A 12426-nucleotide genomic window follows, 5' to 3' on the forward strand; every position below is an offset into this window, starting at 1 on the left:
AGAAACGCGCCCCGATCTTTTGCAGCTGCGCTAATATTCAAGCATGGCTGCCGGGGAAAACCGTGCAACGGCCATGCTGTTGACGGTGAGCCGAGGATGTCGATGTCTGCGATGCATAGCGAGTTTTTCGAGGAAATCCCGATCCTGGTCGTTGATCTGGACGGGACGCTCCTGCGTTCAGACCTACTCTTCGAGAGCTTCTGGTCGGCACTTGGCCGTGACTGGAAAAGCCCCTTCCTTGCCACCGCCGCCCTGAAGCGCGGGAAGGCCGCGCTCAAGCGGCATTTGGCAGAAGCAGCCGAGATCGATATCGAGAGCCTGCCATACGATACGGCCGTCATCGAGCGCGTATCCGCCTGGCGCGCCCAAGGCGGCCGCACAGCCCTGGTCACCGCCAGCGATCAGGGTTTCGCCGATGCGATCGCGGCCCATCTCGACCTCTTCGACGAGGTTCACGGATCCGATGGCCTTGCCAATCTGAAGAGCGATGCGAAGGCCCAGTTTCTTGCCGCCCGTTACGGCGCGGCTGGCTATGTTTACATGGGCGACACCCATGCTGACCTGCCCGTCTGGCAGGGCGCGCGCAAGGCCATCACGGTCAACGCCAGTTCAAGGGTCCGCACCAAGGCGGACGCGCTCGGCGTTGACATCGAACACATGTCGTCCATTCTTCCGTCGATCCGGCCATACCTCAAGGCGCTCCGGCCGCACCAGTGGCTGAAGAACCTTCTGGTCTTCCTGCCGATGTTTGCCGCGCACCAGCTTGACCTGCTGACATTCGCTGAGAGCCTGCTCGCCTTTATCGCCTTCAGCCTCGTTGCCTCCAGCGTCTATATCGTCAACGATCTGCTGGACCTCTCCGCCGACCGGGCTCATCCCCGGAAAAGGAACAGGCCTTTCGCCTCAGGCAGCATACCGATTGCCCATGGCACCTGGATGGCCATCGGCCTGCTCGCCCTCGGAACTCTGACTGCGGGTGTGATCGGCCTACCGTTTCTCGGCGTCATGACGGCCTATTTCATCATGACAACCGCCTATTCGCTGCATCTCAAGCGCCGCCTGATCATCGACATCTGCGTGTTGGCGGGGCTTTATACGGTTCGGATTGTCGCAGGAGGTGCAGCGACCGGCATCCCCCTCTCCGTCTGGCTTCTCGCTTTCTCGATCTTCTTCTTCTTCTCGCTTGCTGCCGTAAAACGCCAGGCCGAACTCGTCGACGGTCTGGAGCGCGGCGAAGCCAAGGCGTCAGGTCGCGGCTACTATGTCGACGATCTGCCGATCATCTCGATGATCGCCTTGTCATCAGGCTACGTCTCCGTGCTCGTTATGGCACTCTACGTGAATTCACCGGCAGTTTCAGCGCTCTATTCGCGGCCGGAAGCGCTCTGGGCCATATGCTGCATCTTGCTCTACTGGATCACGCGCATGGTGATGATGACACATCGCGGCAGCATGCATGACGATCCGGTGGTCTATGCCGCCAAGGACAAAATCAGTCTCTGCTGCATCGGCATGGTCGCAGTCTTCGGTCTGGCTGGAGCTGTGCTGTGACCTTGACCAGCCTCGTCATCCGCTATGCGGTCTTTGCCGCCATAGCCACCATCGTCAATCTCGGCGCCCAACGACTCGTCCTTCAGGCAGGAGAAGGCGCCCTATTCTTTGCTGCCGCCGTCTTCATCGGAACCCTTGCAGGGCTTGTGGTGAAATACCTGCTCGACAAGCGCTGGATCTTCGCCGACACCTCGACCGGCATTTCCGAACATGGCCGGAAGTTTTCGCTCTACACCGCGATGGGCATCGTCACCACGGCAATCTTCTGGGGCATGGAAACGAGTTTCTGGCTCATCTGGGGCACCGAAATGATGCGTGAAATCGGAGCCGTGATTGGATTGGCGATCGGCTATATCGTCAAATACAATCTCGACCGCCGCTTCGTCTTCAATCGCCCTCTGGAAGGGCTCACCGGATGAAGCTGTCCGGCTGGGGTCGCTATCCCGTCATCGATACCGAGGTGACAAAACCGCGTTCCGCAGAAAGTCTGCGAACGGATGTTCTTCGGGGTCGCATGATCGCCCGAGGAAACGGCCGGGCCTATGGTGACAGTGCGGTGGCGCGCGGCAAGACCATCGACATGCGGGCGTTCAATCGCCTGATCGCGTTCAACGCCGAAAATGGCCAGGTCATTGCCGAAGCCGGTGTAACGCTTGAGGAGATCATCGCCGCCTTCCTGCCCTGCGGATGGTTTCCAGCCGTCACCCCGGGCACGAAGTTCGTCACCATCGGCGGTATGGTCGCCTCAGATGTCCACGGCAAGAACCACCATCTGGAGGGAAGCTTCGGCAATTTTGTCGACTGGTTCGATCTGATGGGGCCCGATGGCGCGATCAGCCGCTGCTCACGCGAGGAGAACCCGGATCTCTTCGCGTGGACGATCGGCGGCATGGGCCTGACCGGCGTGATCCTGACCGTCGCCTTCCGCCTTCGCCCCGTCAAGACCGGCTGGATCCGCCAGCAGACCCTTGTCGCAGCCAATGTCACTGATGCCATCCGGCTGTTCGAGGACAATGCCTCGGCCACCTATTCCGTCGCCTGGATCGACTGCCTGTCCGAGGGAGATGCTCTGGGACGCTCACTCGTCATGCTCGGCGAACATGCAACCGAGACCGAGCTTTCTGGGACACAGCGCGCCGACATCTTTGCTGAGAAGAAAAAACGGAAACTGACCATTCCGCTGGACGCCCCTCCCGGCCTCCTCAACACCTGGTCGGTGCGAGCCTTCAACGCGCTCTATTACGCCAATGGTCGACGCAAGCCGAAGGAAAGCCTGGTCGACTGGGACAGCTATTTCTATCCGCTCGATGCCATTCTCGGCTGGAACCGAATCTATGGCCGCAAGGGTTTTCTGCAGTTCCAGAACGTCCTGCCACTCGACAATGCCGACAAAGGACTGCGCGAGCTTCTCTCCAGGATCGCAGCGTCCGGTTCCGGCTCCTTCCTCGCCGTGCTGAAGCGTTTCGGCGAACAGGACAGCCGCTTCTCCTTTCCGATGCCAGGCTACACCCTCGCCCTCGATTTTCCGGTAACGGAAGCCAACTTCGCCCTGATGGACGAACTCGACCAGATAAGCATTGCCCATGGCGGACGCTTCTATCTGGCCAAGGATGCCCGGCTGACCGGCCGAACGCTGCGACAGGCCGATCCGCGGGTGCGTGACTTTACCGCCATGCGCAAGGAAAACGGCCTGCGCACTCATTTCCTCTCAGCACAAGCAGAACGTCTCGACCTATGACCAAAGCCCCCGTCCTGATCCTCGGTGCGCGTTCCGACATCGGCCGCGCCATTGCCCACCGCTTCGCCGCCAGCGGTCATCCGATCCAGCTCGCTGCCCGCGGAACCGAGAGCCTTGCCGCCGACAAAACGGACCTGGAGCTGCGCTACCGTGTCGCTGTGACCCTTCACGATTTCGATGCTCTGGCCGTTGAAACCCATGCTGGCTTCATCGACGCACTGCCCGTTCTCCCCGGCACGGTGGTCTGCGTGGTCGGGTTGATGGGCGAACAGATCGACAATGAGCAGGATGTGACCGCTGCCATCACCGTGATGCGTTCGAACTACGAAGGCCCGGCCAGCATTCTTTCGATCTTCGCCAATCGCTTCCTTGCCCGTGGCCATGGCACAATCGTGGGCGTCAGCTCGGTGGCTGGCGAACGGGGGCGTGCCAAGAACTATGTCTATGGATCCGCCAAGGCCGGTTTTACCGCATTTCTGTCAGGCCTGCGAAACCGGCTGGCCAAGACAGGCGTGCATGTCGTGACCGTACTGCCAGGCTTCGTTGCAACGCAGATGACGGCGGGCATGGACCTGCCCGCCAAGCTGACGGCCGAACCTTCCGAAGTGGCTGAAGCCATCGAAAAGGCCGTCCTGAAGCGCAAGGACGTGATCTATGTCCGGCCGATCTGGCGGCTGGTCATGCTGGTGATCCGCAACATCCCAGAGCGGATCTTCAAGCGGCTGAACCTCTGAGGCAGGAAAGACGACAGGCTGGGCCTTAGAAGCCCTGTCCTGGCATGCGGAAATTGAAGGGCCAGAGCGAGAAATCCGCCGGGATATCGAAACCGCCGACGACTTTGTCTATCACCATCGCGAGATCGTAAGACAGAAGCGAAGGCTGGGCGACGCCGGCCCATACCCAGATCCACGGAATCAGGATCCACAATAGGGTGAGCCCCGCCACTTCTGTGCGGTCGAAACGCGCCAGCACCGGCGCATTCGAGAGCCAGAACACGTAAACCAGCGGGAAGAGCACGATGCACATCACCCGTGTCTGGTCACCCACAGTCAAAAGCAAGAACAGCATCAAGGCGATGGTCACGAAGAACGGGACCGTCTTTCGACCCTGATCGGCAAAGCGCAACGCCACCAGCCAGCCGACTGCCAGGATCGACCACAGCGCATGCTGAAAGCTGAAAAAGAACTGCCTCAGGTGGTGATGGTAGTTCATCAAAAGCCAGTAGAAACGGCCGGAATTCACCTGCACATCGTTGTAGTGGAAGATCGCAAACAGGATCACCTTGCCTGCAATCACGCCAGCCAGCACGGAACCGATCACAGTGAGCCGGCGATCATGCACAGGTCCGAACCAGCGACCCAGCAGCGTGGCGAAGAAAACCGCGCCGACTCCGAAGAACCCCTGCTCGAAATGGGTCATGCCAAGTGCAACGCCCGCAAGACCCGAAATCAGCATTGATTGCGGAAAAGCAAAGGCGAGCAGCATGAAGAACAGTGTGAACGAATCGACGCTCACCCAGAAGAACGACGTCCCGGCGACCGGCAGGAAGACGAAGAAGAGGAGCGCCACGCGTGCCAGTTCATCCTGCAGCCGTTTGACCGCCAGCAGCGTGAACAACCCGACAAAGGCGAGCGAAAAAGCGAAGTGGTAGAGGAGATAGGCCGCTTCACCATGAATGCCGAGCACCCAGGCGAGGAATGGGGGTAGCCAGCTCCAGTAGATATAGTGAGCATTGGGGTCGGTCAGCGGATTGACGAAAGGATTGGCTGCAATCTGCTGGGAAAGCCCAAGGCCTGGCATGTACCAGACCCCAACCTTGAAAAGCATGACGCCGAAAACCGCCAGGACGAAAGCCGGCAACGGCAGGCTGAAGATCAGTCTTTCGATCCATCGAAGAACCAGCACGCGCGTTTCCTTTTCATCGTCCCTTTGTGGGCGGGAGATACGCAATTGCGTTCACCTTGAACAGGCTCCCAGTCGCTTCTTGGTTAATTAGCAAGAATTGAACTACAGGCAGACTTCAACGTGAACGCATTGTATTCGCGTGCGTATTCAGGCGTGTCAGCTTTTCAGATATTCGGCCACGGCATCCACCTCGCCCTGCGAGATTTCATGTCCGCCCACATGCAGGAATGTCCGCATATCGGCTCCGTTGCGTTCGAAGTAGCCGGCAAGCGCATTGGTAAGCGGCAGCGGGCAAATCGGGTCACGTTGTCCAGCCGTGATCAGGATCCCGACCTCACCGAGAGCCGGTTGCGGCTTCGGCTCGAACGGAATGAGCGGATGCATCAAGACGGCGCGCTCAAATAGATCCGGAGCCTCGAAAAGCACCGAAGCCAGAATATTGGCGCCATTGGAGTAACCGAGCGCATAGAGAGGATGGCCCGGATGACGTTCCTTCTGTGCGCGGACGAAAGCCACCATCCGCGACGTCCGGAGGGCAAGGTCGTCCATGTCATAGACGCCCTCGCCGGTCCGACGAAAGAACCGGTTAGCGCCGTGTTCGGAAACGTCGCCACGGGGTGAAACAATCCCTGCATCCGGCAGGATACGACTGATCAGACCCGGGAACTGGTGCTCGTCGCCGCCGGTTCCGTGGAAGGTGAAGACGAGCGGGGCCTGCCCCTTCGGCGGTTCGTAGTGATGGATATAGCTATCGACAGACATGGACTTCTCCTTCGGATTACATCAGGCGCATGCCGGGGACGAAGTTGGCCCCGGCACATCACAAACGGAGATTGCGTCAGTTGCCGATCGGAACGAGCTGCGCTTCGATCTGGGAACGATACGGTTCGTATCGGGTCGGCAGCTTCAAAGCTTCGCCCAGATGGGCCGTATCTTCGTCGCGGTCGAAACCGGGTTCATTCGTCGCGATTTCGAACAGCACACCGCCCGGCGTGCGGAAGTAGATGGCGAAGAAGTAATCTCGGTCGATTACGGGCGTGACCTGGTAGCCGGTGTCGAGCAAGGCCTTGCGAACCTCGAGCTGGGCTGCACGGTCATCGACAGCAAATGCAACATGGTGCACCGATCCAGCTCCTTGCTGGGCGCCCTTCGCACCCGGCAGAACCTCAAGGTCGATGTAATCGGCACCATTGCCGCCGGGCACGGCATAACGGACGAAGTCACCATGGCGGTCAACAGGTTGATAGCCCATGAACTGCAGCAGTTCGCCGGTCGCCCCTTCGTCACGAAGGCGCATCGTGACACCGCGGAAGCCGTGAATGCCTTCGGAAACAGCCACCGGACCGCCGTCGAAGGGGGCTCGCTGGTCGCCATCGACTTCGGCGAGCGCAAAAGTATCGCCGTCAGGCCCCGCAAAACGCAAGCGCTCTTCGCCGAAGAGTGAGTAATCAGCCAGCTCCTTGACACCTTCCGCGCCAAGTCGTTCCTGCCAGAACTTCAGCGTGCCCTTCGGAATGGAGAAGACCGTCTCGGCAACTTCACCGGCGCCGCGGGCGCCCTTGCCGATGTTCGGGAAGGGGAAATAGGTCATTACGGAGCCTGCATTCCCGCGCTCGTCGCCATAGTAGAGATGGTAGACATCGGGCGCATCAAAATTCACCGTCTTCTTGACCCGGCGCAAGCCAAGGGTCCCGGTGAAAAACCGATTATTCTCGACGGCATCCGCAGCCATGGAGGTGACGTGATGCAGGCCTTTGATCTGAGTAAGCATGGCACTGATCCTTTCCCGGCCAGAAATGCCGGTTTGTTGTGATGACCAGAATATGAGGCATGCATTACCGGTTTAGAATGCCTATAATTCATCGGATACTGTTGCATATGGAGCAATAATCGTATGGGCGAACTGGAATCGATCCGAACCTTCCTGGCGGTCGCCGACCAGCGCAGCTTCACCTCGGCCGCAAGGCTTCTGTCGAACACGCCCGCTTCGGTAACCCGCACAATCTCGGCGCTCGAGGACAGGCTTGGTGTACAACTGCTGCTCAGAACCACCCGCAAGGTTTCACTGACATCCGCGGGTGCGGCCTATGCAGCGAGGGTGCGTCCTTTGGTGGAGGGCCTCGCCCGGGCGACAGAGGAGACGCGCGACCTGCAAAAGGTGACGGCGGGTTCGCTTAGGGTCTCTGCACCCATGTCGCTTGGAATGACGGTACTGCCGACCGTGCTTAGCCAGTTTGCGATCATCCATCCGAAAACCAGCGTCGCGATCGAGCTTTCGGACCGTTTCGTCGATATCGTCGAAGAAGACTACGACCTCGCCATCCGCATTTCCGGTCCGCCTTCCGACAAGTCGACCATCTGGCGCAAGATCCGACCCGTACCGAGACGGCTCGTCGCCGCTCCGTCGTTCATCGCACAACATGGACGGCCGGAAGTGCCGGAGGATCTCGTAGGCCTCGAATGCCTCAGTTATCACGATCACTCGCAGACAGAACTCTGGGAACTAAGTCGCAACGGCCAGACCCGCGCCGTTCAAGCGCAGGGCCGATTCTCGATCAACAATGGCGATTTCCTGGCGAGACTGGCTGTGGCCGGCGAAGGCATTGCCCTCTTGCCGCACTTCATCGTCGCGGATGATCTGAACGCCGGTCGACTGATGGAGGTCCTGCCCGAATGGAACGCGCCGGAAATCTGGCTGACGCTCTTTTATCCGCCCTACGAGCACCTGCCCTTGCGCGTCGCAACTTTCTCCGACTTCTTCGAAGCCTTCATCCGCGACAGCTGGGACGCAACCCTTTGAGGCTAATCAGCGCTCGCGGGCGAGGAAACTGCCGATTTCATCGGCAACGCGGTCTGTTGAAATCGAGGCCTCAACGGACTTAACTTCCTCATAAAGACTTTCCGGAATGGCCGAGCGCCGTGCCGAAGCCAGGCCTTCGAAAAAGGCTGGAGAGAACTCGGGATGCGGCTGATAGGACAGCCCCCAATCGCCGTAGCGGATGACCGCATTCTCGCACTGATCGGTCTTACCGACGACCTCGGCCCCTTCCGGAACCTTGATGACCTGATCCTGATGCCAAGCGAGCAACACCTGTTCCTCGCCCGTATCCGATCGGCGATATGTGACAGGGCCGGCGGACCAGCCGCCCTTGAATTTTTCCACATGGCCGCCGAGCGCCTTGGCCATGACCTGGTGACCGAAACAGATGCCGACCATCGGCACGCCTTCTGCATGCACGCGACGAATGAAGTCTTCGAGCTTTCGGATCCATTCGTGATCTTCATAAACACCAAATTTCGAGCCGGTCAGCAGCCAGCCGTCGACCTCTTTCGGGCTTTCAGGAAAGACGCCGTCGACAACGAAATAGGTCTTGAACTCGAAATCGAACTTGCCGAGCAGCCGCATGAACATATCGGCATAGTTGCCATACTCCCCGGTCAGCTCCGCAGGCGAATGCCCGGTCACGAGAATGCCGATGGTCTTGGTGCTCATCACAATATCCTGTTCGGTATTCGCTTGCCGAAGCAAGCGACCTGTTTAAGCTATAGCAAATGCCGACACCGGTAAAAATCAAGTAGGACGCGCGGCCGTCAGAAAAATTTCCTGTGCCTCCCGGCCCACTGTCTTCTATCGTGACCACAGACGATCACGGGAGGGGCCTTGATGCCGCCGGATACACGCAAGCCCGACGAAACCATCAAGCAGCGGGTCTACCGCACCTTGAGGGCAAGCATCATGTGTGGCGACGTCGAACCCGGGCGCGCCATTACCATCCATGGTGTGGCCGCTGACCTGGGCGTCGGCGCCATGCCGGTTCGCGAGGCTCTGCACCGTCTGGTCGCAGATGGCGCGCTGGAATATCTCGACAATCGCCGGGTTCGCGTGCCGCGCATGACCTCCGTCAAATTCGACGAAATCATCGCCGCAAGGGTCGCGCTGGAAACGCTTGCGGCTGAACGCGCCCTTTCTAGCATAGATGCTGAACGGCTGGACCTGCTCGAAGAGATCGACCAGGAGATAGACAGCGCCCACATAAGGAACGACATTCCCCGCGCGACAGAACGCAACTTCGCCTTCCACCGGGCCATTTACGAAGCAGGCAACAATGCCGTGATCCTTGCGCTTCTGGAAACCGTCTGGTTACGCCTCGGACCCTTCATGCGTCTTGCAACATCCAATCTCTCCGAGAGCTATCGGATCGATCGCCATGCCGAAGCCCTCGCTGCGATCAAAGTGGGCAGTGCCGCCGCGCTGACCGCTGCGATTGAAGCCGACATTCGGGATGGGCTTGGCCATCTCTATGAATTTCTGAGGGTACGCGGAACAGTCGAGACGGATACCGACTGGCCTGCCGGACAACGTCCGAGCCCAGACATCATCGACGCAACGTAAGTCGGATCTGCTTCTCTGCTTCTACCAAGGCAAAGAAGACAACGCCGACGCCGATGATGATCACCCCATCAACTAACGGCACCGGCTTGGTGCCGAACCAATTCTGGAGCACCGGGATGTACGTTACCGCCAGCTGCGCCAGCGTGACGGATGCCACGCATGCCCAGACAGCGGGCGTACCCCGAACCGCTTTCCAGTTCAGCGACGTCGTATAGAAATTTCGGATGTAGAAGAGATGGAAAATCTCCAGCACGACAAGCATGTTCATCGCCATGGTGCGCGCCAGCGCCGCATCATGCCCTTTGTCGAGCGCCAGAAAATAAACTCCGAAGATGGCGCATGCGAAGAGCAGTGATACGAGTACGATATTCCACAGCAAGCCGCCATCGAGCAGAGGCGCTTCACGACGCCTTGGCGGACGTTGCATGGCCGCCGCCTCGGTCGGTTCGAAAGCGAGCGCAAAACCGAGCGTAATGGTGGTGACGAGATTGATCCACAGGATCTGCACCGCCGTGATCGGCAAGGCTAGCCCGGCAAACAGAGCGATAACGATGGTCAGCGCTTCACCGGCATTGGTCGGAAGCGTCCAACTGATCACCTTCTTGATGTTGTCGTAGACGGTCCGCCCCTCACGCACGGCCGCAACAATGGAGGCAAAATTGTCGTCCGCCAGCACAAGATCCGCTGCCTCTTTCGCCGCCTCGCTACCCTTCATGCCCATGGCGATCCCGGCATCGGCACGTTTGAGCGCCGGGGCATCATTGACCCCGTCTCCCGTCATGGCAACGGTGAGACCCCGCGCCTGCATCGCTTTGACGAGCCTCAGTTTGTGCGCAGGTGACGTCCGGGCGAAGATATCGACTTCAGCGGCAGCTGCCTCCAATTGGGCATCATCCAGCCGCTCGATGTCCTTGCCGGTCAGCACGCGATCACTGTTCCTGAGACCAATCATGGAGGCGATCGCACGGGCTGTCGCAGCATGATCGCCGGTGATCATTTTCACCCGAATTCCCGCCGCATGGCATTCTGCGACGGCCTCAATGGCTTCTGCCCGTGGCGGATCGATCAGACCGATCAACCCGATCAGCGTCAGGTGGCCGCTCAGATCGTGATGGTTGAGCCCTTTGTGATTGCGGCGAACATCCCGCAGAGCGATGGCAATCACACGCTCACCATTTGCTGCCAGCGCATCTATTCGCGTGCTCCAACGCGCCATGTCGATCAAAGCGATACCGCCGCCCGCAATCCGCTGATGAGCACAGAGCGCCAGCACCTCTTCGGGTGCGCCCTTGACATGGATGACACGCCGTCCGTCCTGATCCTCGTGCAGTACCGCCATGTAGCGATGGCCTGCATCGAAGGGGATGGCATCGAGCCGATGCCAGTCACCCGCGAAAGGTTCAGGCCCACCGCCGGTGATTTTGCCGGCAAGAGCCACAAGCGCGCCCTCCATCGGGTCGCCTTCCACATGCCATGCGTTATCGGATTCGACTAGAACGGCATCGTTGCACAACGCGGCCGCACGCGCGAATTCGGTCAGCACGGCATGCTGCGCACGATCGGCATCGGCATCCCGCCAGCGGACGGCCCCCTCGGGCGCATAGCCGGCACCGTCCACCGCATAGTCGTGCTCGGCGGCAACAAGGGTCGCCACGATCATCTCGTTACGCGTCAGCGTACCCGTCTTGTCGGTGCAGATCACCGAAACGGAACCCAGCGTCTCAATGGCCGGCAGGTGCCGGACAATGGCGTTGCGTCGCGCCATCGCCTGGACTCCGACAGCAAGGATGATGGTCATGACCGCCGGCAATCCTTCCGGAATGGCAGCGACCGAAAGACCGACAACCGTCATGAAGAGCTCGTCGAAAACCATGTGGCCGACAATGGAGCCATAGACCAGCAGAACGCCGGCCAGGAGCAGAATAAACACAGTGAGCCAGCGCCCAAATGCATCCATCTGGCTGAGCAGTGGCGTGGTCAGGACCTCGACATCGGACAGCATTCGGCTGATCTTGCCGATCTCGCTATCGCGACCAGTCGCCACGACCAGACCTCGTCCGGCACCGGCAGCAACCAGCGTGCCGCTGAACATCATCGAAGATCGATCACCGAGTGGCACATCCAACTCTGTGGGCTCGGTCATCTTTTCGACGGCGATCGATTCCCCGGTCAACACGGCTTCCTCGACCTTGACGCCCCGCGCCTCCATCACCCGCAGATCCGCCGGCACACGATCGCCCGCCTCGAGGAGCACGACATCGCCCGGGACCAGTGCCGCAGAGTCGACACTCTGACGTCGCCCATCTCGCAACACGGCCGAACGGGGTGCAAGCATCGAGCGGATTCCGTCCATGGCTTTTTCCGCGCGTCCTTCCTGGATGAAGCCCACCACGGCATTGCCGATCACCACAGCAAAAATAACGCCGGTATCCACCCAATGATCGAGGAAACCGGTTACGAACCCGGCAGCGATGAGCACATAGATCAAGACATTGTGGAACTGAGCGAGGAAACGCAGCACCGGACCCCGCCGCGCAGCTTCAGGCAGACGGTTCGAACCAAACGTCTGCAGGCGATGCCGGGCTTCCTCCGATGATAAACCGGCAGAACCGACGTTGAACCGGTCGAGAACCTCATTGAGAGCCAGGGCGTGAAAGGCACTCGTATGATCTGGTGCAGCCATGGGGTTCGCCTTCACTGTGATCGCTGACAAACACGCCGCCGCTCTCATTCACATCCTGACTGCCGGGCCACCGATTGTAATTGATTCAAGACAAGACCCAACCGTTCATTGCATCGACCTCACCCCACCCCGGGAAGTGGAAAGCACAGTCTCGGG

Annotated in this window: 11 protein-coding genes; 6 read left to right on the forward strand and 5 right to left on the reverse strand. The window is 59.6% G+C overall.

Features of this window, described 5'->3' with window-relative positions:
• Nucleotides 1-102: 102 nt before the first annotated feature.
• Genes ACSV9I_RS13500 through ACSV9I_RS13515 form a run of 4 tightly spaced genes read left to right on the forward strand, consistent with a single transcriptional unit; the run spans nt 103 to nt 4023 of the window.
• Nucleotides 103-1551, forward strand: a complete 1449-nt coding sequence (locus tag ACSV9I_RS13500) for a UbiA family prenyltransferase (protein WP_438329286.1) — start codon at nt 103-105, stop codon at nt 1549-1551.
• Nucleotides 1548-1970 carry a GtrA family protein gene (locus tag ACSV9I_RS13505; protein WP_438329287.1) on the forward strand — a complete coding sequence of 141 codons (423 nt, stop codon included), beginning with the start codon at nt 1548-1550 and terminating at the stop codon, nt 1968-1970. The genes ACSV9I_RS13500 and ACSV9I_RS13505 overlap by 4 nt, the downstream gene beginning before the upstream one ends.
• Nucleotides 1967-3289, forward strand: coding sequence for an FAD-binding oxidoreductase (locus tag ACSV9I_RS13510; protein ID WP_438329289.1), 1323 nt, complete (start codon nt 1967-1969; stop codon nt 3287-3289). The genes ACSV9I_RS13505 and ACSV9I_RS13510 overlap by 4 nt, the downstream gene beginning before the upstream one ends.
• Nucleotides 3286-4023 (forward strand): SDR family oxidoreductase, encoded by a 738-nt coding sequence (locus ACSV9I_RS13515; RefSeq protein ID WP_438329291.1) that lies wholly within the window; start codon nt 3286-3288, stop codon nt 4021-4023. The genes ACSV9I_RS13510 and ACSV9I_RS13515 overlap by 4 nt, the downstream gene beginning before the upstream one ends.
• A gap of 25 nt (nt 4024-4048) precedes the next feature.
• Here the strand turns inward: ACSV9I_RS13515 and ACSV9I_RS13520 are convergent, their stop codons facing one another.
• The 3 genes from ACSV9I_RS13520 to ACSV9I_RS13530 form a co-directional block, all read right to left on the reverse strand.
• Entirely contained in the window at nt 4049-5194 is a 1146-nt protein-coding gene (locus tag ACSV9I_RS13520) for a hypothetical protein (protein WP_438329292.1), read from the reverse strand.
• 156 nt (nt 5195-5350) lie between these two features.
• The gene (locus ACSV9I_RS13525) at nt 5351-5956 is read right to left on the reverse strand and encodes an alpha/beta hydrolase (RefSeq protein WP_438329294.1); all 606 of its coding nucleotides are present in this window, start codon (nt 5954-5956) and stop codon (nt 5351-5353) included.
• Between the two features lie 76 nt (nt 5957-6032).
• On the reverse strand, nt 6033-6965 hold the full coding sequence (locus ACSV9I_RS13530) for a ring-cleaving dioxygenase (protein ID WP_438329296.1): 933 nt from the start codon (nt 6963-6965) through the stop codon (nt 6033-6035).
• A 123-nt stretch (nt 6966-7088) separates the two neighbouring features.
• Here ACSV9I_RS13530 and ACSV9I_RS13535 point away from each other — a divergent pair, with 123 nt between their 5' ends.
• Nucleotides 7089-7994, forward strand: coding sequence for a LysR family transcriptional regulator (locus ACSV9I_RS13535; RefSeq protein WP_438329297.1), 906 nt, complete (start codon nt 7089-7091; stop codon nt 7992-7994).
• Between the two features lie 6 nt (nt 7995-8000).
• Here the strand turns inward: ACSV9I_RS13535 and ACSV9I_RS13540 are convergent, their stop codons facing one another.
• Nucleotides 8001-8687, reverse strand: a complete 687-nt coding sequence (locus tag ACSV9I_RS13540) for a type 1 glutamine amidotransferase (RefSeq protein WP_438329298.1) — start codon at nt 8685-8687, stop codon at nt 8001-8003.
• A 171-nt stretch (nt 8688-8858) separates the two neighbouring features.
• Here ACSV9I_RS13540 and ACSV9I_RS13545 point away from each other — a divergent pair, with 171 nt between their 5' ends.
• Nucleotides 8859-9587: a GntR family transcriptional regulator gene (locus ACSV9I_RS13545; RefSeq protein WP_438329299.1), complete on the forward strand. Its 729-nt coding sequence runs from the start codon at nt 8859-8861 to the stop codon at nt 9585-9587.
• On the opposite strand, the gene ACSV9I_RS13550 is transcribed toward ACSV9I_RS13545, so the two are convergent.
• Nucleotides 9571-12270, reverse strand: a complete 2700-nt coding sequence (locus ACSV9I_RS13550; RefSeq protein WP_438329300.1) for a cation-transporting P-type ATPase — start codon at nt 12268-12270, stop codon at nt 9571-9573. The two genes, ACSV9I_RS13545 and ACSV9I_RS13550, sit on opposite strands and share 17 nt — an antisense overlap.
• Between the last annotated feature and the right edge of the window lie 156 nt (nt 12271-12426).

The organism is Rhizobium sp. G187, assembly GCF_051549525.1.
Taxonomy (GTDB): domain Bacteria; phylum Pseudomonadota; class Alphaproteobacteria; order Rhizobiales; family Rhizobiaceae; genus Allorhizobium.